A 24,209-nucleotide genomic window follows, 5' to 3' on the forward strand; every position below is an offset into this window, starting at 1 on the left:
TATCTGGATTGGCTTCCCAATTAGGACCTTGGTCTGTACTTTCTACAACACTATTTCCACCTACATTAATACGTGCTAAATGCTCATTATCAGGCACAATTATCGGTTCTGAACTTGCAATTTCGATGGCATTAATCAGTGGATTGCCTACCTCGTGATCGAAAGCTATATTAAGTGTGCCATCGTTTACCGTTACTTGATATGACTTCATACCTCCAACTCTGTGTCCAAATTGTGCTGAAAGATCCATATTGTTTTCTACCAGAGCATCTTCTATTAGAATATCGAATAAACGTTCTCCAGGTTCGCTGGCTCCTGACCAAGAATTTCCCATGAATAGGTTTACGGTATAGTTTCCGTCTGCAAGTGGAATAGTAAATTCCATTCTATCACCTCCTGCTAAATCTGATCGAGACCTACTAAAAATATCATTAAAAGTAGCTTCATCAATATAGTCAGGTATAGAGGCATGTCTATTTTCGTATTGAAGTCCTGAGTCATAATTAATTCCAGTATTCACGGTATAGGAGGTACCTGCATAGGCTCCGTTATCTGGATTGGCTTCCCAATTAGGACCTTGGTCTGTACTTTCTACAACACTATTTCCACCTACATTAATACGTGCTGAACCCTTGTTATTAGGCGTGTCTATAGGACCTCCATTATCACAGTAAATTGAGCTCGTATCTTTATTGAGCCAGTTAGCATTGCTGTAAACGGCATCATCAACTTCAATACAATTTAAATTTGGATTGCTATTTGCATTAAAAATTACAAAATTTCGATTGTTCCCGTTTTTAACATTCAAACTAGTTAAATTGTTGTAATCGCAATACAATACGTTCAAGGCTTTGTTAGCAAGAACATCTAAAGCTTCTAGGTTGTTAAAACCACAATCTAAATATGTTAAGGCAGTATTATTACTTAAATCTAAATTGGTTAAGTTATTAAAAGTACAGTTCAAAGAGATTAATTCAGTAAAAGACTCTATACCTGTTAAATCAGTAATGCCTTTAAATCTAACATCCAAATTCGTAATCGTTTCAATATTGCTTGTTACTATATAATTATCCAAAAAATCATCATGGCCTAGGTCTATGAGTGCCTGCTCAAAGCTACTGTCTGGGATAAAAGTCTTGTGCTGGGCCATAATTGTTTTACTTGTAAAATAAAACATTAAAAAGGATAAGTAAAAAAATTTAGTTTTCATGGAACGATTTTTATTTTTTGCGTTTTTTCTGTCAGTTAAATTCATCTAAATAATGATTTAAGCCTTATTTTTTTTGAAGGTCAAACCTATATACGATAAACTGCTCCTTTTAGACGTTTAAAAATTAAGAATTGCAAATGTAATTTAGAATAGTTCAATTACATAAAATTGTTGATAACTATTAGTAATTCACGTGTTTATATGAAAAAACCTTCTTTTTGTAAGTGCATTCTATTTATTTTCAATAAAAAAAATAGTATCCAGAACATTCTGATAATACAGATTTTTAGACATTTAATTCTGTGACTAAATTTTTAGTATTTACTGCAAATTGGTGAATAGACCATATTTTTGATGTCTTGGAGCCCGATGTTTTGAATTGAGTAAAGCTATCAATTTATGTGGCTTGTTCATCTAATGGTAGCTCAAATAGTTCTTGCTATACAAAAAAATATTATTACGAATAGTTTAAAATAATACGCTCTACTATTAGACTTAGGAATATTCTGAAAATTAATTGAATTCTATTTAAGATAACATTTCAATTACAATTTTTTACTAATTTTTGATATTCTTCTAAAATAGCTCTCCAAACTATTTGTTGTTCATATTTTTCAACTATAAGTTCTCTACAGACGCCTTTATCATATATTGTCTGTTTATTATAAGATTTCAACATTTCACAATATAATGCATTTTCGCTCTGAGGTGGTATAATTGTACCATTAACCCCTTCTATGATTATTTCATTACTTCCATTAATATCGGTAACGATACTAGGCAAGCCCATTGCTCCAGCTTGAAGCACAACATTAGGAAATCCTTCTCTATAACTTGGGAACGTTAAAACATCAGCTATTGATAAATAAGGTCTAACATCATCTACCCAAGATGTAAAAATAATATTATTATTAGACCTAATTTCTAATGTAGTTTGCAAATCTAAAGGGTCTAATTCATCCTCAAAATCACCAACTAAAAGTAACTTAGTGTTCTTGTTTTTTTTATTTAAAAGTTTAAATGACTTTACCAATTCATTTACTCCTTTATCTTTTACTAATCTTCCGATAAAAATAAAGATGAAATCATTGTCATCAATTAACAGTTGTTTCTTTAAATTTTTTTTTGAAGAAATATTAAATTGATTGGGATTGAAATATGTTATATCAATTCCATTAATATTGCCGTTAGCAATAACTTTCAGGGGTTTTGTTGTGATTTTGTAATTAATTAAGTCGTTTTTAACTCCAATACCTTCAGGGAAAATTTGGGTTGCACAAAAACAAAGTATTTTGTCTGTTAGAATTAATATTTTTTTAGAAAAACCTTTTTTAATAGGAAAAATTAAACCCGTAAATGTGTGTATTCTATTGGGAACCCCAGCCAAATATGCAGCAATCATTGATAAAAGACCAGCTTTAGGTGTAATTGAATGAACAATAAAAGGTTTCTCTGCTTTAAAGAACTTATATAAATGCCAAAGTGATTTTAAATCTGTGATTAGACTAATTCGTCGTTGAATTTCGATGGCTTCAATATATACTCCTTCTCTTTCAGATATTTTTGCTATATAATCTCCTGCCGGAGAAGTTACACCTATAATCTCAAAGTAGTTACTTAAAAACTTTAATTGTCCTTTTAGTAACACTAGTGATGCCGGTACTGCTGTAACTTTAATAATTTTTTTTTTCATTCAATAAAGACTTATTATTTAAAATTTCATTTGCTAATTCTGTCATTGTAACACTTTTAAACTTGTATTGTTTATTTAATACGGCATAAGTTTTAAAAATACTTTCTAGATTGTTTAAATTTTTATCGATATTAGTTCCAAAATTATGTGGGTGCCACCACAAGTGATACAATTCATTTTTAATAGCGGCATGCTTCATTGCTTTTTTTATTCTATTCAATTTTAAAAATTCTAAAAATGCCAACTTAGGAAGGAAAGGTCGCAAAAAACGACTTGATGGTAAGTTGATTAATTCAGAATCACTCTTTGTAAGACTGTCTATATTATAGGTGTTGTATCCACATAAATTAAAATAATTGTCAATAAACCTCAGTATTTTTTTTGATTTAGTATTGAAATTCGGATAATTATAAATTTTATGTTTTTCTGTACCTCTAAAGTTAGTAATACCATTATTTGCACATATTTTCAAATGTTCTTTATTTACTTGATTTTTTGGAAATACAATACTAGTGAGTTTTATTCCCATAGTATTTGCGATTTTTTTTGCTGCTTTTATGTCAGCATCAAATTCTGTAGAATTTTGTCCCGATTCTAAACAGTAGTAATGACTAAATGTGTGAGAGCCAATTTCGTGATTACCATTTTGTTTTATGCTTTCTATAACCGATTTTGCGAAGTGTAATGGAGAATCGTTCTCATTGTCACCTATTGCACTTAAAAGCCTGTAGGGATTTAGGTTTTTATCTGTGTATTTAGGCAAAGAGGAAGGTGTAAATTCTTTAATCTCCTTCTTATTACTAGCAAATAAGAATCCTACCGTTGCAAAGGTAAGTTTAATTCCATATTTATCACTTAAGATGATTAACTTATGAATAACGTCTTTAACGTTCTTAAGATTCTCTTCGTAATGTTCTAAACTTAAAGTATCGAAAACACCCCAATGTAATTCAAAATCTAATGAAATTATAAATTTGCCATTCATAGTAAAATAATTAGTAAGTTGGAAGTTTAGTACTTTTTATAATTTCAATTTGTTTAAGATACGTCTCCTTTTTTAAGCTGTCATTGGTATCTTTATAACTTCGTCTTTTTAACAATAAATCTTCTTTTTTTATCATAGCAATTAACCAAACAATAACAGATTTAAATTTAGACTTAATCCATAATTTGTAAAACTTATTTCCTGCATATTTTTTATACATTACACGTTCATTTTTATAAGCGATCAGTATTTTTTTTGCGGTAGCACTGCTTTCTTCTCTGTAATAATAAAATAAGTCGGGGATTAGTCTTATTTTTAAATCATTTTTTTTACTTACTCTAAGCCATAAATCGTAGTCTTGAGCAATCTTTATTGATTCATCATACTTATTCCTTCTGAAATAATCTGTTCGGCATACAATACTTGCATGAAGGGGTGTAGCTTTTTTATATAGTATATCCGTAAAGGAGAGCTCTGATAAATTGGCACCCCTTGATCCCAAATAAATCAAATCATTTGTTATAGAAATTGTACCTGTACTTACTAAATCAATATTTGGATTCTTTTTTAGAATATGTAATTGGGTTTCAATGCGTTTTGTGGACATTAAATCGTCTGCATCCATTCTGGCTAGAAAATCATATTTTGCTAATGCTACAATTTCATTTAATCTTGCTGCTAATTTTTTGTTTTTTCCATCAGAATAAACTCTTACCCTTGGATCATTAATAGACTTTGCTATTTCTAGCGACCTATCGGTTGATCCGTCATCCATTAAAATTAATTCCCAATCTTCATAAGTTTGAGCAAACACCGACTTTATCGCCATTTCTAAATAATTTTCTGCATTGTAAAACGGAAGTCCAATTGTAATTCCCATATATTATTTTTTTATTTTTTAAAAAGTATCTTTTAAGAACATTAAATATGTAAAGCTATAATAAGCTAAAATCAAAATGCCTATTTTTTTAAATTGGTTAGTCCAAATATTCTTGTCTAAAAGAGGGTATATGACAACAATGGCCATTAAAAACCATGAAAGATATGCGAATCTATTAGAGAAGTTCGCTCTAATGATCATTACCCAAAAAGCATTTGCAATAATGTATGTATGTAAAATTCTATCATAAATAACACTTTTATAGCCACTTTTAAATTTATAGAAAATAGATAATATAATTGGTGCTAGGCTATAGAGTAAAAAATCGTACCTAAATCCAGTAGATGAAAATTTACCTGAATCAGATTCCGCAGTTAAATAAGCTGAGAAACGTTCATCACCAAAACCTAAACTCGCGAAAATATTTTCCCAAATACCCCCCATACTAATTGATAAAACGATAGCTAGAATATAAAAGAAGTAGTACTTAATTGTGTCGGGAACAAATTTACTAACAAAAAATGCTGCAATTGGCAATAACATACTATTGTGAAAAGAGAAAGATAGTACAAAAAATATAACCATCAATTTAAAGTTTTTATGGTTATACGAAATTGCCAAAATAAATAAAGATGTCGCCATACCATTTCTTATACCATTAACTCCATATGGCCAAAAAGAAAATGAACTAACAAACAATAAGAACGCAAAAAAATAATGATTTGGAAACCAATTTTTAGATGCGCAGAATAGCGGAAAAATATAGATAAATGCACTCAGAAAGAAAAATCCCTCCAATGTCATTACTTTAGAACAAAATAGTAAAAAATATGAAAAGCCGTAGTCATTAGTTATGTCATAATTGCCAATCTGGTATCTTTGGAAAATATTTGCATATGTGGTCATGTCAACAAATATCCCATGTAACGGTCTAAAGCCTATATATAGTAATAAAGATATAAGTAAGAAGAACGCCCCAGCCTTACAAAAAAAAAGTAATTTTGATTCACTAGGTTTTAATATTAATGTATGAAAGTATGCTATAAAACAAATACAAGCAATAGTATGATAATAAATATCATAGTAACTCTTAATTGGTATAAAGTCAAACATTATTTTTTTAGATTTATTTAGTTGTAAATCATATCTTAGTTTTTTGATATATTTTTTCTAATAGTTTGACGCTAAAATCAATATCAAAACCCTTCTTTTTAAGGATTTCATGCCTTTTATCTGAATTTAAGGCTTTTGTCTTTATTAGTTTATTTAGATTATTAAACCAGACTTCAAAAGAATCTTCTAACGAACAAAAACTAATTAAGTTCATTCCTAAGTCAACTTCATTTGATATTCTATTAGAAATTAAGGCCGGAGTTCCAGAAGTTTGGCATTCTACTAAAATAACTGGGAAACCTTCATGGAATGACGGCATTAATAAAGCATCCGAATTTGCAAGGATCTTTTCTACGTCAGATCTGACACCTAAAAATGTTATGTTTTTGTCTAATTTTTTTTCTATTACTAACGCTTTTAAACTTTTTTCTAAACGCCCAGAACCGGCAAAAAATAAATGAAAATCAACCTTGCAATTTTTTAAATACTCAGCAAAATTAATTGTGAATTCAACATTTTTGACAGGCATTAGTCTACCGATTTGAGATAAAATCAATGTACCAGGAGTAATTGAAGGTATGTTGAAGAAATTTTCAGTTTTTAGTTGTTTTACATTTAAAAACTTTTTAACATTAACAGCATTTGGAATAAAAAGAACATCTCTTTTAGGATAAAACAAGAACTTACCAGCTTCATAGCCACATGAAATAAAATCTGTAGCTAAAGTATTTATTATTTTTCTAGCAAAACCTTGATAAAATTTTCCAATTAGGGTTTCACTATTAATATCACTTGTATTATGAGAATGGGCTATTCTTTGTTTTATTCCAGAAAAATAAGCTGCTGTTAAGTGAAAAGCGTTACTAAAAAGTTGATGACAATGGACAGCATGAAATGGTTTATTTTTTTTTATTATTTTGTATAATCTGTAGGTACGCGAAATGGTAGTTTTTGATTTTTTTTCAGAAATTCTATAAATCTTGCCTCCAAGTTTTAAAATTTCATCATCAAAAGAACATGGACGCTCTGTAAAGTATACAAAATCGAATTGATACTCTGATCGATCTATTGCTCTGTATAAACTCATAATCATTGTTTCTGCGCCAGCTCTGTCCATAGTACCAACAACTTGTAAAATTCTTTTCATCGGTTACATTTTAATTAGAAAATACTCTATAAAACTTATAAGATTTATTAATAAAGAAATAATACAATCTTGGATTTATGTTTATTAACAATAGTTTTTTAGATATTTGAAATTTTAGTTTTTTATTGCTGACAAGCTTATCTATAACGTTTATAATCTCATCAGAAATCTCAACCCCCGATTTTGCAGCTAAATCAAAAGAACTTTCGGCTGTATGAATTATAACTTTGGATAAAGTTGAACGATATAATTCACTCGCTGTATTCTCGTCTAATAATTTGGTTAATTCATTTAAAATAGAAAACCTGTTCTGAATATTTTTTGGTTTGACATTTGTAACAATACTACCCTCGCGAACCAAATAATGATAGCATACAGAAGGAAGTGTTATGCATTTTTCGGCTTTCAATAAAGCTCTAGGGGTAAACTCTAAATCTTCATATAAAATACCTTCCATAAACAATAGGCGGTTAGATTCTAAAAACTTCTTTTTATAAATAAACTTCCATATAAAGAACAAGTTGTTAAGATGGTTTGCAAATAAATCTTCACCAGATATTAGCTGTTTAGTTGCATTTGGAACAAACTCATTTATAACTTTGTTTTTGTGATAAACATCATGTCCTAGCCAAAGTATATCCATGTTTTGCTCCAATTCTTGCAAAATAGTTTTTAGTTTGTTAGATTCAATCCAATCATCTGAGTCTACAAACCAAACATACTTACCATTTGAATAATGCAATCCTGTATTCCTAGCACCACTTAATCCTCTGTTTTCTTGCGATACTATTGTAATTTCTGGAAATTGAATTTGAAGGGTTTTACAAATTTTTAAACTATTGTCTGTAGACCCATCATTAACTATAATAATTTCGTATGATTTTTTGTTAACGTTTTGGTCAAAACAACTATGTACACATTTGCTGATATATTCTGAGACATTGTAAACTGGAATAACTATTGATAAAATAGGTGCCATATTTCAATTGGTTTTTATCACTTTTATTAAAGAATCATATTTTTTTGTCAAACTATTCGAGTCAATTTCTATATGTTTTCCTTTTACTTCGTGCATAGTTGATTTAATCGATTCATCTGTTAAATTTTCAACAAGCTTTATGTGAGATGCATTTTTAATCCAAAAAAAAGAAGATTTTACTTTATGATTATTATTAAGAAATACAAGGGCAGGGGTCCCTGTTATATAGCAAAATATCATTCCATGTAAACGATCTGTAATAACAAGTTCTGCAGTTTTAAAGTCTGCCCATATTAGTTTAAGACTTTCAACTCTTCTTTTTAAACTCAATTCATGACCACCAATATGAGTATCTCTATAAGTAACTTTATTAAACTCATTTTTAAGTAGACCTACTAATTTAGTTTCTTGCTCATTTGTTAGTTTTTTTTCTTTATCATCCCTTAAACAAACTATGGCTCCTTTTCGCATCAATTGTGGGATAGATTGATTTTGCGACAATACAATATCCGGTGTCAATAGTATTTTGTTTTTTGTAAAATGAATGTTGTAATAATCAAATGATTTATGCTCTCTGGCTACCAACGTCAAGTTTGGGTGTTTTGAGTATATATTCACTGTTTTATTTAAAGACCTAATTCCTTTTTTATTGTTTTGAAAATCAATGGTCTGAGGGAAAGAAACTATTTGATTTTTATTAAAGTTTTTAATAACTAAACATCTGAAATGTTCAATAGATTGATATAAATCTCCCATATTTCCACCACCAACTGTTGTAACTACATCGTTTGGTTTGATTATTTTTTTTACAAAAGCGATACCCTGTAAAGTTTTACTAATTGGTATTTCTGTAATTATGCATTCCGAAAAAGAACTATTTAAAAATTTATGCTGTGCATAGGTTATAGCTACATCCCCAAGGTTTCCATAATCTGCAGCTAAAAAAATAAAAATTCGTCTCTTTTTGCTATCAGGAATATGGAATGAAAAATCATTCACTGATTGTCTATTGAGTGAAAATAGTATCAACTTAGTTTTCCAGGATAATGGAATCATTTTTTTTAAAGAAGAAATCATTTAATAAAAATTTAGACAAAATTATTTTACTTTATTAATTATGCGGTGTTTTAAATAGAACCAAATGGTTGGATGAGTCCAAAATTTGCTATCTAATCTATTTGTTATAATTTTATGGTTGTCTTCCATTAAATCGTTTATCGCATATTTAATAAGCTCTATACCTTTCGCTAGTTGCAAATATGTGTAAGACACAAAATTATCCTCTGATTTGGTTTCAATTAAACCTTGATATAAAATACCTCCTGTATCTATTCCTGGGTCAACCAAGTGCACGCTAACACCACAATAACCATCTTTATTAACTTTAGACCAATAGGCTCCATGTATTCCCCTATATAAAGGTGTGAATCCTGCATGCGTATTAATAAATGTGCCTTTAATTGAATTTAGTACTATTTTTGAAATAATTCTTGTACCATTTACTATCACAATATCTGGATTTATTTCTTGCAACGCCTTAATACAGATATCAGAATTTACGGAAGGTACCTTAATTAATTTATTCTTTTCAAAGTCAGTAAACTTTAAATGGTTAATTTTTATAATTTCTGCTATTCTTGCTTTACATTCTTTATTCAAAAAGGGTACTACTAATTTTTGAAAAAGTACTTGACCAATTACTTTTATTAAGCCTAGTTTTTTTATACGTCGTTTAATAAACTCTTTTTTACTTTTGGATTCTTCCAATATCACATTCATTATGCTATATTCCTTTTTTAAGGCGTTGTACATAGCATATGAGGAATGGTCATTTCCTACCAACATAACAATTTTTTTTGACATAATATTTTATAATAGCTTTGACATTAGTGAAAATTGTCTAAATTTAAATAGATAAATTAATAACTTCATTTTTATCGTTATTCTTTTAGAACTTTTATAGTGCTTAAATAAAGAACTAAATAATTGTAATTGCCTCATTTCTTTTAATTCTTCTACTAAAACACGATTAGGTTTGTTTAAAGAATTTGATAACAAAAGAAAAAAAACATGTTCTATATAATATTTAGCTATATCTTGGTAATATTTTGTTTTTTCTCCAATAATATTTTCTTCATGAAATTTCATTCTATTTTCAAAATGAGCTTGCATGTTGTCATTTAAATAATCTTTATAAGGAGTTTGAGTTATTGAATTTTCATTACAAACGTAAGTGTAAAGATATGAATCAATATTAAAAACGCTGTTTGCATAATAAAAACTCCTTAGATTGAATAAAGTGTCTTCTCCTACTTTTACATTTGAATCAAACAAAATATTGTGTTTTTTAAGAAGCGATTTTTTGTATAACTTATTCCATGGATACCATAAAAAATTATTTGATGAAGTATTATTTAACAAATAGCATATATCCTTGTGAATCAATAATTTACTTAAATTATTAGAGACTTTTATTGTTTGGCCAGATTTTTCTTTGTTGTAAGCAAAATGAATAATATCTGAATTTGATTCTTTAGCATAAATGAACAAAGCTTCAATATAATTTTTACTGACTAAGTCATCGCTATCAACAAAAGCAATATATTTTCCTATGGCATTTTTAATACCTAGATTTCTTGCGGATGAAGGGCCTTTATTTGTTTGGTGAAGTACTCTAACATTAGCGTTCTTTTTTTCGAAGTTATCGCATATCGATCCCGATTCATCTGAAGAACCGTCATTAATAAGAATGATTTCAAATTTTGAGCAATCTTGAGCTAATAGACTGTCTATGCATTTTTTTAAAAATTTTTGAGCATTATAAACGGGCACTATAATTGATATAAGCATCTTAAATATTGTCTTTTAAAAAATCTAGGGATTGAATTTTAAGATTTTGTAATTTAGAATTTACTTCATCAAAATTTATTTTCTCCGTTAGCAGGCTCTCTGATACTTCTGAACTATTTGTTACCATTCTATTCTCTAAACCAAATTGACTTAGTATAGAAGTAAATCTTCCAACACCTCTTTCTACATTGGGAATTACTAAAAATGGTTTATTAAACAGAATAGAGAATAAGGTACCATGAAAAGAATCTGTTATCACGAATTCAGCGTCATAAAAACCCTTTATCCATCCTTCAACTGGAGGATAAACATAATCTTCTAAGTTTTTGTTTCTACCTTCTATCCAGCTTTCCTTTGGCTGATTTTTGAACTCTTTTAAATGTAATATCCTAGATACATATTGAATAATGTCATTCTTCAAATTACTGCGATCTAGCACATAAGTGTACAATTTGTTTTTGTTGTCAGGTAAATTCTGAGATTTGAATAGGTCTATATATTCCTCTTTTGATAAGAGCAAAGTTGGATCTAATACTAATTTTGCTTGTACACCTAAGTGCTTTTTACATAAATTAATACCAGATTTTTCTCGAACTGAAATAGCATCAAATTTTAAGGCTAATTTTTTGCATTTCTTGCTTTGTTTGGCGGTATATTCCCAGTTATCTACTCCAAAAGAGGATGCATAAGCAACTCTTTTAGTTTCATTATTGTTTAAAAAATCTAAATAAAAATTATAGATATTAGGTGAATATTTTGGTCGCCAAGTCTGATCACTACCAACAACTAGCGTGTTGTAATAATTTTTTTTAAAATGGTTAGAGATTTTATCATTACTATTAATTAGTTCTGATAAAACTATCTTATTATTTATGAATTCAGAAGAGTATTGTGTAATAAAACCCATCTGTTTCTCTGAAAACATTATCTTGCTTGTTTTGTTTTTTTTATTAATTAGTTGATTTTTTATTCTACTTATTTTTAACCTAAATTTTGAATAAGTGTTGTCTTTTCTATTAATAGTTACAACATCATTACCAGATTCAATTAATATCTTTTGCAGGGCATAAGCCTGTAAAATACCTCCATAATTTGTTTTTAAAGGTTGCGTCAGTATCGCTATTTTATATTTTTTCATTTTCTTTCAATAATATTCTTTTAAGTTTTCTCATTCTATGATAAAACAAAGTTAATTTCTGTAATTTGTCCTTCGAAGGTTTTAAAAAAGATTCAAATTTAGTAGCATCTTTAGTTTCAAACCAAAATTTTAAACTATTAGATCTAACAACCATTCTTTGTTTTTGAACAGACTTAAAGTAGAAAGGTGTTTTTTTAAGAAATTTAGACCTCTTTGTAGGAGTTAATTTCTTTTGCTTTTTCATTTTTTGTATTCTATATTTTAGTCCATCTTGGCGATGATTAAAACTACCTTGCTGAGAAGATTTAAAAGTTTTTAAATCTAATGGATTAACTGAGAGTAATTTATTTTTAATGCCGTCTTGAATTATTTTATCCGAAAAAGGAGTTCTTGTAACAATCACACTATTGCCAAGACCGTCTTGAGAGTATGGTTTAAACCATGCATCTCCTAAAGATATGTCAGCTAACTCCGTAGTTACATCATCACAAAAATCGCAAGCATTAGCCTTAAATAAACCCGTCCCCCACATATCCCCAACGGTTCTCATTTTAATTTTTTTAAAGTCATTGTTCCCATCTAGTGCGCCAAATGAATAGTCTGAAGCAGTAGAATATTCATCTTTAATTCTATATTCTTGTTTTGTGTATTTTTCTTCAATCCCTGATTTCTGGGCTAAATAATCGGTAAAAAAGCTACTTTTAAGACCTCCACAGATTATTCCAATCAAAAAGGGCATCTTTTCGATTAAGTGTGGATTATAATGTTGTTTTAGACGAATTGCTTTTAAAAAACAAGCGACGCCAGAAACAGCTATTTTACCATCAATTGAGTCTATATTATTAAAAAGTTCTTCTAAAGTAACTGGGATATAACGTGTTTTCGATATTTGCTTTATTTGATCGCCATTTGAAAAAAATTGATAGGCATAAGTACCATTTATTTCTTTAACAATGTATAAATGATCAACGACATTATCTATTAATAATTTTTCAAAAATATAGGTAGCAAGCCCTCCAGAAGAAGAAGTTTTTCTATACTCTTTAGAGTAACCTACATAAATATTTTCATAATTTCCAATTCTAAAATCTCGATATTTTGCTTCTTTTAAAAAAATATTGGACATTTTATCTTCATCCTGTACGTCAAATTCAGGTTTTGGGTTAAAAGGGCAAACCTGTATTGCTTTGTTATTTAAGGATTCTGAAACTTGTTCCGGCACCAGAAAGCCATAATCATTCCATTTCATTTTTAATGAACCTGAAGCTTCTGAAACGCAAACTCCACATCCAGTGCATAAATCTTGCTCTACGATATTTTTAATTATTGAGTTTTCGATAATAGTCTTGATTTTAAGTTATTATAAATGTTTTTTAACCATTTGCGCTCTTCCTTATTTATTCCAAAGCCATAGATAATTAAGATAGTTATAAAAAAAATGATAGAACTATTAATAAAAAAAACGAAAAGTGTTTCATTTAGCTTAATAAATTTATGCAAGAATAATACTATTGGTAAGGTTATGGTAATCACTATTAAAATTGGAAATAATACTTTTTTCAGAAACACCATAATATTTAAATGCATTAGTTTCTCCAAAAACTTAAGCCTTGCACCAAATGAAACTATCGAAATGAAAATACTTATTAAAAACACCCACTCAGGTCTATTTGTCAAAAATAACGCTAGATACGAAAAAGGTAGGTTTAAAAATATTAAGCCTCCAACTATTATTTGATACCATTTTATATTTCCAGTAGCTTGAATACCTGTCATAATTGGATTTGAAATGCTGTCGATAAGAATTTTAATAAAACTTAAAAAAATAAATGAATAGGCGAATTTTGGGACTTTAACTAACCATAAATTAAGAATATAATCTAAATTAAAGATTATAGGAAGAACCAATATTAGCATTGCAAAAAATGAAAATTTTGCACTTTTAAACATAAAATTAAAAGTTTTATTTATCTCTCCATTAGCATATGTTTTGATTATTTGGGGATTCATTGCTGTTTGAAAATTACCTACAAAAGTTAAAACGGCTCCCTGAACTGTTAAAGTAATTCCATAAGCTGCATTTGCAATTGGTCCAAAAAACATATTCAAAAGTAAATTGCAACCTTGTCCTCTAGCAATAGATGCAATATTACCAAACATGTTCCAGCCAGAATAAGTAATTAACTCTTTGTATAATTTTTTATCAAAATAATATTGATAGACAGATTCTTTAAAGTTTCTTTTGCAATAAAGCTTATAGCAAGATCGTATGATGACTGAAATTACAAATATTAGAAAACCGTATAGTATTAATTTATCGGTATTAATATAAAGGAGTAAAAATACGATTAGTAATTTTAAAAGTACTTCCACAATGCTCATATACGCATAAATATTCATCCTTTCGTGCGCAATAATAAGTGCGTTATATGGAACTTGGATGATTCCAAATAGAAACGTGAATATCGAAAATTGATAAACCCAATTGATGGCATTCATTCTCTCTACTGGTACATTTAATTTATAATTTACGAACCATAAACCTATGGTTTCAGTTAGAATAAAAACAATTACAGCAATTATGATATGAATATTAACTGCTGCATTAAATGTTTTTGTCAGTCTTTCAATATCGTTACGTCCAAGATCAAACGCCAAATAACGTTGGGTTGCTGAGGACATTGCCATATTAAAAAACGCAAACATTGATACAATACCACCAACAATACTATATATACCATAATCTTCCACACCCAAAGCAATCAAAACAACTCTCGAAGTGTATAAAGAAACCCCCATAGTTAGGAACATTCTAATATACAAGAAGAGAGAGTTTTTTACAATAATTTTTGGGCTAGACAACTTGTTTGTTTTTTATTACAATCTACCGTTAACATGGTCCTTTAGAATACCTTTAACATCGTATAAAATACCTTTAGATTTTAGTATAGTACTAAAATCTTCAGTCAAAAATTCTTTATGAGCTACAGTTAATACAATTACGTCAAATTTTTCTTTTAGTAATTCTTTTATAGTTTTTAAACCATATTCACGTAGAACTTCTTCAGGATTAGCCCAAGGATCATAAATAGTTACATCAGTGCCATAACTTTTCAGTTGGGTAATAACATCTACGGCTTTCGTATTTCTAACATCTGGACAATTTTCTTTAAAGGTGATACCTAAATTTAAAACTTTAGCTCCTTTTATACGAATATCATTATGCACCATGAGTTTAATAACCTCTGATGCGACATATTGTCCCATACTATCGTTAACGCGACGCCCTGCTAAAATAATTTCAGGATGATATCCTACTTCCTGAGCTTTTTGAGCTAAATAATAGGGGTCTACACCTATACAATGGCCTCCTACCAATCCAGGTTTAAAAGGTAAAAAGTTCCATTTGGTCCCTGCAGCTTCTAAGACCGCGTGTGTATCAATATCCAATAAATTGAATATTTTTGCTAATTCATTTACAAATGCAATGTTGATATCACGCTGCGAGTTTTCTATAACTTTAGCCGCCTCAGCAACTTTAATAGTAGGAGCGAGGTGTGTTCCAGCAGTAATGATACTTGCGTAAAGCGCATCTACTTTTTCACCTATTTCTGGTGTTGACCCCGAAGTTACTTTTAATATTTTATCTACGGTGTGTAATTTATCTCCTGGATTGATACGTTCTGGAGAATAGCCTGCGAAAAAATCAATGTTAAATTTTAACCCGCTTACCTTTTCTAAAACAGGAATACACTCATCTTCTGTTGCACCAGGAAACACAGTAGATTCATAAATGACGATATCGTCTTTCTTTAATACTTTAGCAACTGTTTCACTAGATTTATAAAGTGGTGTTAAATCTGGTCTGTTATTTTTATCGATAGGCGTTGGGACAGTAATAATATAAAAATTACAATCCTTTATGGTTTCTATATCTGATGAACAGATTAAACCATTATCTGAATTATCAACACTTTTTAAAACAGATTTTAAAACGTCAGTTTCGACTTCTAAAGTAGAATCATGTCCTTTTGAAAGTTCTTCAATTCGATTTTTATTAATATCAAAACCAACAACATTATATTTTGTTGCAAATAATCTGGCCAATGGTAAACCAACATAGCCAAGTCCTATAACTGCAATTTTATTTTTATTCATAATTAATTTTATTTACCAATTGAAGAGTATTCAAAACCTATGTTTTCCATTTCTGATTTATCTAATAAATTCCTACCATCAAAAATAAAGGCGGGTTTTTTCATTTCTACATATATTTTTTTCCAGTCATAAGTTTTGAATTCGTCCCATTCTGTCATAATAGCCACGGCATGGGCATCTTTTAAAGCCTCGTATGGATTAATAGAGCCTTGAACTAAGCTCATATTTTCTGCTTCAGACCTTGTATTTAAATAGTTTAAATCAGATTGTATTTTTTCAATGCTAACCTTAGGGTCATAAACGGTAATGTTAGCCTGTTCATTTAATAAGTGATCTGCAACATATATGGCCGCAGACTCCCTGGTATCATTAGTATTTTTTTTGAACGCCCAACCTAAGAAACCTATTTTTTTTCCTGAGACGGTATTATAAAGTGTACTAATAATATTATCAGCAAAACGTCGTTTTTGGTGATCATTAAGTATTATAACTTGTTCCCAATAATCTGCAACCTTATGTAAGTTATAGCTTCTCGCTATATATACTAAGTTTAAGATATCTTTTTGAAAGCATGATCCGCCAAAACCAACAGAAGATTGAAGGAATTTAGAACCGATTCTGGAGTCCATGCCAATAGCGTTAGCTACTTCATTTACGTTAGCTTCTGTTTTCTCACATAATTCTGAAATTGCATTGATTGATGAGATGCGTTGTGCTAGAAATGCATTAGCAGTAAGTTTCGATAATTCTGAAGACCATACATTAGTTCTTAAAATTTGTTCTTGAGGTACCCAACTTCCATATATATAGGCTAAACTATCAATTGCCTTTTCGGATTCACCTCCAATTAAAACACGATCAGGACTTAATAAATCTTTAATAGCAGTACCTTCAGCTAAAAATTCAGGATTCGATAAAATATCGAATTTCACATCACTTCCTGTATTATCTAAAATGCTTTTAATAGCTTGTGCCGTTCTTACTGGTAATGTTGATTTTTCAACAACTATTTTATCTGTCTTAGCAACATCTGCAATGTTTCTAGCGCAAAGCTCAACAAATTTTAAGTCTGCTGCCATACCTTTGCCTTTACCGTAAGTTTTGGTTGGTGTATTTACGGATATGAAAATCATCTCAGATTCTTCAATGGCTTTATCTATTTCAGTAGAAAAAAATAAGTTCTTATCTCTAGTATCTTTAATTATTTCGGCTAAACCGGGCTCGTAAACAGGAAGTTTAGATACGTCTGAATCATTCCAAGCATCAATTCTTTTTTGATTAATGTCTACTATAGTGACCTTAATATCAGGGTTTTTCTTTGCAATAACTGCCATAGTAGGACCGCCAACATAACCGGCTCCAATACAACAAATCTTTGTTACTTTCATTTTACTTTAAGTTTTTCCAATACCAACTAACAGCTTCTTTAATACCATCATTAATATTGTATCTGGGATTATAGTTTAGTAATTTTTTAGCTTTGTTAACAGAAGCTAGTGAGTGAGGTATATCGCCAACTCTATGCTCACGATGTTTAATTACAATATCTTTTATGGATTCATCAAAAGCAGAAAGATGCTTTTTTAATAAGGTAGTGAGTTCTAATAACGTAGTTCTTTCTCCAAACGCGACATTATAAACTGTATTTAGAGCTTCTTTATTATTCGTGGTAATGGCCAGAATATTCATTTGAATTACATTTTCTATATATGTAAAATCTCTTGAGTAATTGCCATCTCCATTAATTATTGGCGAATTATGATTAATAAATTGTTTTACAAAAAGCGGAATGACTGCGGCATATGCTCCATCAGGGTCTTGCCTTTTTCCAAAAACATTAAAATAGCGCAAGCCAATCGTGTCTAGGCCATATGATTTTTGAAAGATATCTGCATATAATTCATTAACATATTTAGTAATAGCATATGGAGAAAGTGGCTTACCAATAATATCTTCAACTTTTGGTAGCGCTTCATGATCTCCATAAGTTGACGAGCTAGCAGCATAAACAAAACGAATCACTTTTGCATCACGCGCAGCTACGAGCATATTTAAAAAACCGGATACATTAACATCATTGGTGGTTATGGGATCGTTAATTGATCTTGGCACAGATCCCAATGCGGCTTGGTGCAACACATAATCAACATCTTTACAAGCAGTATGACAATCTTCAAGGTTTCTTATATCACCTTCAATAAGACTAAATTTATTGTTACTAAGAAACGGTTCTATATTTTGTCGTTTGCCAGTAGAGAAGTTATCTAAGCAAACCGTTTTAATATTATTTGAAAGAAGTGTTTCGCATAAATTAGAACCAATGAAGCCTGCGCCTCCTGTTACAAGGACCGTTTTATTTTGTAGATTTTTAAACATTCAATTTGGGTTTGTTTGTTAATAGCTGCGCAAATATTAAATTTTTTTTTAAAATATGACCCAGATATTATGTCAAGTTGATGTTTTTTACGATTAAAATCAAAGTATTAAATTTTAAAGACGATATAATCGATTAAAAGAAGGTTTATGTCTTTTGAATTATTTGTAATATTCCTTATACCAATTAACAAACTCTCTTATACCTTCTTTAATGGACGTGTTTGGTTTATAAGCATAGTCCTTAATTAAATCATCTACATCTGCCCAAGTTCGTTCTACATCTCCAGGCTGTATTGGAAGCATATTCATTTTGGCATCGACATCTAAATTAAATTCAATTTCTTTTATAAAATCCATTAATTTTACAGATTTGTTATTACCTATATTATATACTTTGTAGAACTCATTTTTTTTAACTCTATCTTCAGCTGGGTGCTCAATAATTCTAAGCATACCTTCAACGATATCATTAACATAGGTAAAATCTCGTTCCATATTACCATAATTGAAAACTTTTATAGGCCTATTGTTGATTATGGCATCTGTGAATAAAAACATGGCCATATCCGGTCTTCCCCAGGGGCCATACACCGTAAAGAAACGCAGTCCTGTGGTTGGTATCTTAAACAAATGACTATAGGTGTGTGCCATTAATTCATTACTCTTTTTTGTAGCCGCATAGATACTAATTGGATTATCTACACTGTCGGAAGTAGAAAATGGGATTTTTTTGTTCAAGCCATATACACTGGAACTACTAGCATAAACCAAATGCCTTGTCTTATAATTTCTGCAACATTCAAGAATATTTAAAAATCCAACTATATTTGAATCTACATACGTTTCTGGATTCTCTAAACTATACCTAACACCTGCCTGCGCTGCTAAATGGCAAACGACATCAATTTTTTTACTTTCAAATAATTTAGGAAGGGCTTCGCGATCTTCTAAATTCATTCTAATAAATGAAAATGCGCCATTATTATCAGAAAGGGTATTAAAGATTGATGCTTCATTTTTATTTATCCCCAATTCTTTTAATCTTGAGAATTTTAGATTCACATCATAATAGTCATTGATATTATCTAAGCCAACAACTCTATACCCCTTTTTTAAAAGAAGTTTTGATATATGGAAGCCTATAAAACCCGCTGCACCTGTTACTAAGATTGTTTTTTCTTCTAAATTATTTATTTGGTTATTCATATTTTGAATTTGAGATTTGATTTAGAAGTTGGTAATATTAAAAAAAATAATTTTAATTAATTCACTATCTGTACAAAGGTTTATGTTTTCTATGATAGAATTCGAAGGTTTATGAAATTAATCCTTAAAATTATCACAGCTTGGTCCTAAGTTAATTTAATTGGCATTACTCATAATTTTGTTAAAGGAGGTAATTGAAAATATCAAAATTCGATGATATGCATAGTTTTGCTTTTATTGAATTATAACAATGTAGTTAACCGATTTTAATTACAGTTTGAGCGAATTTCGTAGATTGCGCAATACCTGCTTTAAAACAATTGTTAAATTTACACCGTAAAGACACATAATTGAATTGATTAATAGCACATTAATTTAATTGAAAAAAAACAAACTCTCATTGTAATTTCCTATTTATAGAAAACGGGAAATTGTTTTTAAATCAATTGAATTTTATTGATAAAATTATTTTGTTTTTATTTATGCTAAAGCGGGATTATTCAGAATTACATGTTGTGATTTATAAGTCATGGTAAAGAACTATGACGCATTCGTTGTGCTTAAATTTGAAAATTAATGTTGACTAAAACTAAAATATATCTATCATCCCCTCACATGGGAGGGACAGAGCAAAACTTTGTTAGTGATGCTTTTGAAACAAATTGGATAGCGCCCTTAGGTCCTAATGTAAATGGTTTTGAAGACGATTTAGAAACGTATTTGGGAGGGGATCGCTATGTTGCTGCCTTAAGTTCTGGAACAGCTTCTATTCATTTAGCACTGCAATTGCTAGACGTTACAGTTGGTGATGAAGTTTTGTGTCAAAGTTTTACGTTTTCTGCTTCTGCTAACCCTATAATTTATCAAGGTGCAACTCCAGTATTTATTGATAGTGAAATAGATACATGGAACATGTCTCCAGAATTGTTAGAGATAGCGATTAAAGATAGGATTGAGAAATATAAAAAACCTAAAGCTATAATTGCTGTTCACTTATATGGTATGCCTTATAAGGTAACTGAAATAAATGCTATTGCGAATAAATATGGTATTCCAGTGATTGAAGATAGTGCAGAAGCATTGGGAAGTAAATACTTCAGTAAATCGTGTGGAGCGCTTTCTGACTTGGGTGTATTATCTTTTAATGGTAATAAAATAATAACAACCTCAGGAGGAGGCGCACTAATTACAAAAAGCCAGTCTTTAAAAGATAGGGCTGTGTTTTTGTCAACTCAGGCACGAGATAATGCTGTTCATTACGAGCATTCCTCAATAGGATTTAACTATAGATTGAGTAATGTATTGGCTGGAATTGGTAGAGGTCAAATGGAAGTTATTAATGACAGAGTTAGCGCTAGAAGAAGTAATTATGATTTTTATAAGAGAGAATTGTCAAGGTACAATTCGATTGAGTTTTTGAATGAACCTCATGGTTTTTATTCTAACAGATGGATTACTTGCATAAAAACTGATTCTTATGAGAAAAGAGAACATATTAGGCTTGCCTTGCTTAAGGATGATATTGAATCTAGACCTTTATGGAAACCGATGCATTTGCAACCAGTTTTTAAAGATTGTATACACTTTGTAAATGGTGTATCTGAGGAACTTTTTGAAAAAGGCTTGTGCTTGCCAAGTGGTTCTAATTTAAGTAGAAATGATTTGAATAGAATTCTAGATATAATTGTAAAAACCCCAAACTTATGATAAAAAAATACTTTACTAATTTTTCTGAAAAATATGCTTCTAAATGGTTGGTATTTGGAATAGATTTAACCATCGTATTAGTTACTTTTTTAGCAGCTTATTTAATAAGATTTAATTTTACTTTAAATTTTGATTTATCCCAATTATTGGTGCAATTGCCGTTCTTAGCTTTAATTGCTACTTTTAGTTTTTTAGTTGTTGGATCGTTTAAAAGTGTTATTCGTCATACTGGGTTTACAGATGTTGTTAATTTATTTAGAGCAATAGCTTTAATGTCTTTAACATGTATCTCATTGGTGCTGATTAATAGATTTTTAGGGTATGTGAAAGGATTTACAGTTCCATTTTCAATTATTATAATTCATGCACTTTTAAGCTTTGTTGTTCTTAGCGCAAGTAGATTAATTTTTAAGATGGGCTATAAATATTTGAAATGTAAATTTCAATCAACTAAGCGCGTTTTAATTTATGGTGCAGCTGATTCGGGGATTGTAACATATAATGCTTTAGTGAGTAATGTCAATAAAACGTATCAAGTAATTGGTTTTATAGATGACAACCCACAAAAGAATGGAAAAAAGATTAATGGAATTCCTGTACTTAACAGTAAGCAAGTTTCAAAAAGATATGTGGAAACTAATAATATAGAGGAAATTGTTGTTGCTTCTCAAACTATTAAATCGAAAAAACTAATAACATTAGTGGAAGAATTGGTGGACTGTAATATAAAAATAACTAAGATTCCACCCATTGAACAATGGATTAATGGAGAATTAAGTGCTAAGCAAATTAAGAAAGTGCAAATTGAAGATTTACTTGGTCGAGCTCCAATAGAAATTGATAATCCAAATTTACTAAATGAATTTAGGGGAGAAACAGTAATAGTTACTGGAGCTGCTGGATCTATTGGTAGCGAGTTGGTAAAACAACTTTCAAATTTTGACGTAAAGGAGCTGATACTTGTAGACCAAGCAGAATCACCTTTATATGATGTTCAACAGGATCTAAAACGAGCTGGAAAGCATAATTATGTTGCTATAGTGGCCGATATTAGGGATAGCTTAAGAATTGATGCTATTTTTCAAAAGCATAAGCCAACCATGGTGTTTCATGCCGCGGCTTACAAACATGTTCCTTTAATGGAGCAAACACCTTATGAGGCTATTAAGATAAATGTTAATGGAACGAAAATTTTAGCTGATACAGCGTCAAGGTATAATGTTAAAAAATTCGTTTTTGTTTCTACTGACAAAGCAGTAAACCCTACAAGTGTTATGGGAGCTACAAAAAGAATGGCTGAAATGTATATCAGTTGCCTTCAAAAAGAAAGTAAAACGAAGTTTATTACTACCAGATTTGGTAATGTTCTAGGATCAAATGGTTCGGTAATACCTTTGTTTAAAAAACAAATTGAAAATGGAGGACCACTTACTTTAACCCATAAAGAAATAACAAGATATTTTATGACTATACCTGAAGCGTCTCAATTAGTTCTAGAGGCAGGAACTATGGGTAAAGGAGGGGAGCTATTTATTTTTGATATGGGAGAGTCGGTTAAGATTTTTGATTTAGCTATAAATATGATTAAGCTTTCAGGTTTGAGATATCCAGAAGATATTGATATTAAAATAACTGGTCTAAGACCTGGTGAAAAGCTTTATGAGGAATTATTGGCTAACGGGGAAAATACTTTATCAACGTATAATAAGAAAATTCTTATTAGCAAAACAAGGGAGTTAGATCACAATAAAGTAAAGACTCAAATAGAAGAATTATGTATAACGAACCGTTTTCAAAATAACAATATCGTAATGAAAATGAAACGGTTAATTCCAGAATATAAATCTAATAATTCAGATTACGAAAAATTTGATAAGAGAGTTCAAATATACAAAAAGGCTAAAGGGCTTCTTCAGACTAATTTAGAAAACCATTACGGAAACCTATAAGTTATTAAATTTTATTACCTTTCCCCAAACCCTATGTTCAATGAGTAAAACGATTGCTATAATCAAGTTGGTATGTCTTGTGTTTGCATTAACAGTTATTAACACCTCCTGTTCTACGAAAAAGGATGTGTTGTATTTTCAGAATGCAAAAAATGCTGAGACTATTGTAGATACGAACACATTCAATGCTAGATTAAAGACAGGAGATATTTTGAATATTTATATTTCAACGCCCGATTTAACTGTTACAGAGCCTTATAACTTAATTGAGTCCACAGGAACTTCAGGAGGTCGACTTGTAGATTACTTGATTGATTTTGAGGGTAATATTGATTACCCTGTTTTGGGTAAAGTAAAGTTGGAAGGGCTTACTATTGGAGAAGCGAAGGAATTATTTAAGAAGAAGTTTGCAGAAGGTAAACTTCTAAAAGATCCTGTGGTTATTATTAGAATAAATAATTATCGTGTTTCTATTTTTGGTCAGGTTAATCGCCCAGGTGTTTACCCTGTAACTGGTGAACGCATGTCTATTTTGGAAGCGTTATCGGCTGCTGGAGATTTGGCTATTACAGGAAAGAGAGATAATGTATTGGTTATTAGGGATTTTGACGGCGCTAAAACATATACGAGAATAGATTTAACAAGTAAAGAAGTTTTTAATTCACCTGTTTATTATTTAACACAAAATGACGTAGTATATGTTGAACCAAATAGTTTCGGTGTAAGTCGGGCATCAGGGGATGCTAGGATTGGAGTCTTAGCTTCTATTTTAGGTTTAACGGCAACAATAATTCTTTTATTCTCAATCTAATTATGAA

20 protein-coding genes are annotated in these 24,209 nt (G+C 30.0%); 3 read left to right on the top strand and 17 right to left on the bottom strand.

Annotation, left to right across the window (positions count from 1 at the left end):
* The 17 genes from Q0857_RS11105 to Q0857_RS11185 all read right to left on the bottom strand — a co-directional run.
* Nucleotides 1–1,210: malectin domain-containing carbohydrate-binding protein (locus Q0857_RS11105; RefSeq protein WP_298535105.1), on the bottom strand; the 1,210-nt coding region annotated here is incomplete at its 3' end.
* A 541-nt stretch (nt 1,211–1,751) separates the two neighbouring features.
* Nucleotides 1,752–2,903, bottom strand: a complete 1,152-nt coding sequence (locus tag Q0857_RS11110; protein WP_298535108.1) for a glycosyltransferase family 4 protein — start codon at nt 2,901–2,903, stop codon at nt 1,752–1,754.
* On the bottom strand, nt 2,884–3,888 hold the full coding sequence (locus Q0857_RS11115; protein ID WP_298535111.1) for a polysaccharide deacetylase family protein: 1,005 nt from the start codon (nt 3,886–3,888) through the stop codon (nt 2,884–2,886). The genes Q0857_RS11110 and Q0857_RS11115 overlap by 20 nt, the downstream gene beginning before the upstream one ends.
* Nucleotides 3,889–3,898: 10 nt before the next feature.
* Nucleotides 3,899–4,768, bottom strand: coding sequence for a glycosyltransferase family 2 protein (locus Q0857_RS11120; protein WP_298535113.1), 870 nt, complete (start codon nt 4,766–4,768; stop codon nt 3,899–3,901).
* 18 nt (nt 4,769–4,786) lie between these two features.
* Nucleotides 4,787–5,881, bottom strand: a complete 1,095-nt coding sequence (locus tag Q0857_RS11125) for an EpsG family protein (protein WP_298535116.1) — start codon at nt 5,879–5,881, stop codon at nt 4,787–4,789.
* 28 nt (nt 5,882–5,909) lie between these two features.
* The gene (locus Q0857_RS11130) at nt 5,910–7,028 is read right to left on the bottom strand and encodes a glycosyltransferase (protein WP_298535120.1); all 1,119 of its coding nucleotides are present in this window, start codon (nt 7,026–7,028) and stop codon (nt 5,910–5,912) included.
* Between the two features lie 10 nt (nt 7,029–7,038).
* Entirely contained in the window at nt 7,039–8,007 is a 969-nt protein-coding gene (locus Q0857_RS11135; RefSeq protein WP_298535123.1) for a glycosyltransferase, read from the bottom strand.
* Nucleotides 8,008–8,010: 3 nt separating this feature from the next.
* A complete protein-coding gene (locus Q0857_RS11140; RefSeq protein WP_298535126.1) occupies nt 8,011–9,063 on the bottom strand; it encodes a polysaccharide pyruvyl transferase family protein in 1,053 nt (350 codons plus the stop codon).
* 42 nt (nt 9,064–9,105) lie between these two features.
* The gene (locus Q0857_RS11145; protein WP_298535128.1) at nt 9,106–9,870 is read right to left on the bottom strand and encodes a formyl transferase; all 765 of its coding nucleotides are present in this window, start codon (nt 9,868–9,870) and stop codon (nt 9,106–9,108) included.
* Between the two features lie 6 nt (nt 9,871–9,876).
* Nucleotides 9,877–10,857: a glycosyltransferase gene (locus tag Q0857_RS11150; RefSeq protein ID WP_298535130.1), complete on the bottom strand. Its 981-nt coding sequence runs from the start codon at nt 10,855–10,857 to the stop codon at nt 9,877–9,879.
* A 1-nt stretch (nt 10,858) separates the two neighbouring features.
* Nucleotides 10,859–11,995 (bottom strand): polysaccharide pyruvyl transferase family protein, encoded by a 1,137-nt coding sequence (locus Q0857_RS11155; RefSeq protein ID WP_298535133.1) that lies wholly within the window; start codon nt 11,993–11,995, stop codon nt 10,859–10,861.
* The gene (locus tag Q0857_RS11160; RefSeq protein ID WP_298535135.1) at nt 11,982–13,244 is read right to left on the bottom strand and encodes a Coenzyme F420 hydrogenase/dehydrogenase, beta subunit C-terminal domain; all 1,263 of its coding nucleotides are present in this window, start codon (nt 13,242–13,244) and stop codon (nt 11,982–11,984) included. The genes Q0857_RS11155 and Q0857_RS11160 overlap by 14 nt, the downstream gene beginning before the upstream one ends.
* 74 nt (nt 13,245–13,318) lie before the next feature.
* Nucleotides 13,319–14,794 carry a lipopolysaccharide biosynthesis protein gene (locus Q0857_RS11165; protein WP_367278093.1) on the bottom strand — a complete coding sequence of 492 codons (1,476 nt, stop codon included), beginning with the start codon at nt 14,792–14,794 and terminating at the stop codon, nt 13,319–13,321.
* 78 nt (nt 14,795–14,872) lie between these two features.
* Complete coding sequence (locus Q0857_RS11170; RefSeq protein WP_298535141.1) at nt 14,873–16,153, bottom strand: nucleotide sugar dehydrogenase; 1,281 nt, start codon at nt 16,151–16,153, stop codon at nt 14,873–14,875.
* Nucleotides 16,154–16,161: 8 nt separating this feature from the next.
* Entirely contained in the window at nt 16,162–17,541 is a 1,380-nt protein-coding gene (locus Q0857_RS11175; protein WP_298535143.1) for a nucleotide sugar dehydrogenase, read from the bottom strand.
* Nucleotide 17,542: 1 nt separating this feature from the next.
* A complete protein-coding gene (locus Q0857_RS11180) occupies nt 17,543–18,529 on the bottom strand; it encodes an SDR family oxidoreductase (protein ID WP_298535145.1) in 987 nt (328 codons plus the stop codon).
* A 159-nt stretch (nt 18,530–18,688) separates the two neighbouring features.
* Entirely contained in the window at nt 18,689–19,735 is a 1,047-nt protein-coding gene (locus Q0857_RS11185) for an NAD-dependent epimerase (protein WP_298535147.1), read from the bottom strand.
* Between the two features lie 576 nt (nt 19,736–20,311).
* On the opposite strand from Q0857_RS11185, the gene Q0857_RS11190 reads away from it, so the two are divergent.
* The 3 genes from Q0857_RS11190 to Q0857_RS11200 are packed head-to-tail and all read left to right on the top strand — an operon-like array spanning nt 20,312 to nt 24,202.
* Complete coding sequence (locus Q0857_RS11190) at nt 20,312–21,442, top strand: DegT/DnrJ/EryC1/StrS aminotransferase family protein (protein ID WP_298535151.1); 1,131 nt, start codon at nt 20,312–20,314, stop codon at nt 21,440–21,442.
* Complete coding sequence (locus Q0857_RS11195; RefSeq protein ID WP_298535154.1) at nt 21,439–23,391, top strand: nucleoside-diphosphate sugar epimerase/dehydratase; 1,953 nt, start codon at nt 21,439–21,441, stop codon at nt 23,389–23,391. The genes Q0857_RS11190 and Q0857_RS11195 overlap by 4 nt, the downstream gene beginning before the upstream one ends.
* Nucleotides 23,392–23,431: 40 nt before the next feature.
* Complete coding sequence (locus Q0857_RS11200) at nt 23,432–24,202, top strand: polysaccharide biosynthesis/export family protein (RefSeq protein WP_298535157.1); 771 nt, start codon at nt 23,432–23,434, stop codon at nt 24,200–24,202.
* Nucleotides 24,203–24,209 lie beyond the last annotated feature (7 nt).

The organism is uncultured Algibacter sp., from assembly GCF_947495925.1.
GTDB lineage: Bacteria > Bacteroidota > Bacteroidia > Flavobacteriales > Flavobacteriaceae > Algibacter_E.

Coding starts and splice junctions, on each gene's coding strand:
- Q0857_RS11200 (WP_298535157.1), top strand. CDS start 23,432: ATGAGTAAAACGATTGCTATAATCAAGTTGGTATGTCTTGTGTTTGCA.
- Q0857_RS11160 (WP_298535135.1), bottom strand. CDS start 13,244: ATGAAATGGAATGATTATGGCTTTCTGGTGCCGGAACAAGTTTCAGAA.
- Q0857_RS11185 (WP_298535147.1), bottom strand. CDS start 19,735: ATGAATAACCAAATAAATAATTTAGAAGAAAAAACAATCTTAGTAACA.
- Q0857_RS11165 (WP_367278093.1), bottom strand. CDS start 14,794: ATGGGGGTTTCTTTATACACTTCGAGAGTTGTTTTGATTGCTTTGGGT.
- Q0857_RS11190 (WP_298535151.1), top strand. CDS start 20,312: ATGTTGACTAAAACTAAAATATATCTATCATCCCCTCACATGGGAGGG.
- Q0857_RS11115 (WP_298535111.1), bottom strand. CDS start 3,888: ATGAATGGCAAATTTATAATTTCATTAGATTTTGAATTACATTGGGGT.
- Q0857_RS11155 (WP_298535133.1), bottom strand. CDS start 11,995: ATGAAAAAATATAAAATAGCGATACTGACGCAACCTTTAAAAACAAAT.
- Q0857_RS11120 (WP_298535113.1), bottom strand. CDS start 4,768: ATGGGAATTACAATTGGACTTCCGTTTTACAATGCAGAAAATTATTTA.
- Q0857_RS11195 (WP_298535154.1), top strand. CDS start 21,439: ATGATAAAAAAATACTTTACTAATTTTTCTGAAAAATATGCTTCTAAA.
- Q0857_RS11130 (WP_298535120.1), bottom strand. CDS start 7,028: ATGAAAAGAATTTTACAAGTTGTTGGTACTATGGACAGAGCTGGCGCA.
- Q0857_RS11125 (WP_298535116.1), bottom strand. CDS start 5,881: ATGTTTGACTTTATACCAATTAAGAGTTACTATGATATTTATTATCAT.
- Q0857_RS11180 (WP_298535145.1), bottom strand. CDS start 18,529: ATGTTTAAAAATCTACAAAATAAAACGGTCCTTGTAACAGGAGGCGCA.
- Q0857_RS11175 (WP_298535143.1), bottom strand. CDS start 17,541: ATGAAAGTAACAAAGATTTGTTGTATTGGAGCCGGTTATGTTGGCGGT.
- Q0857_RS11170 (WP_298535141.1), bottom strand. CDS start 16,153: ATGAATAAAAATAAAATTGCAGTTATAGGACTTGGCTATGTTGGTTTA.
- Q0857_RS11150 (WP_298535130.1), bottom strand. CDS start 10,857: ATGCTTATATCAATTATAGTGCCCGTTTATAATGCTCAAAAATTTTTA.
- Q0857_RS11145 (WP_298535128.1), bottom strand. CDS start 9,870: ATGTCAAAAAAAATTGTTATGTTGGTAGGAAATGACCATTCCTCATAT.
- Q0857_RS11110 (WP_298535108.1), bottom strand. CDS start 2,903: ATGAAAAAAAAAATTATTAAAGTTACAGCAGTACCGGCATCACTAGTG.
- Q0857_RS11135 (WP_298535123.1), bottom strand. CDS start 8,007: ATGGCACCTATTTTATCAATAGTTATTCCAGTTTACAATGTCTCAGAA.
- Q0857_RS11140 (WP_298535126.1), bottom strand. CDS start 9,063: ATGATTCCATTATCCTGGAAAACTAAGTTGATACTATTTTCACTCAAT.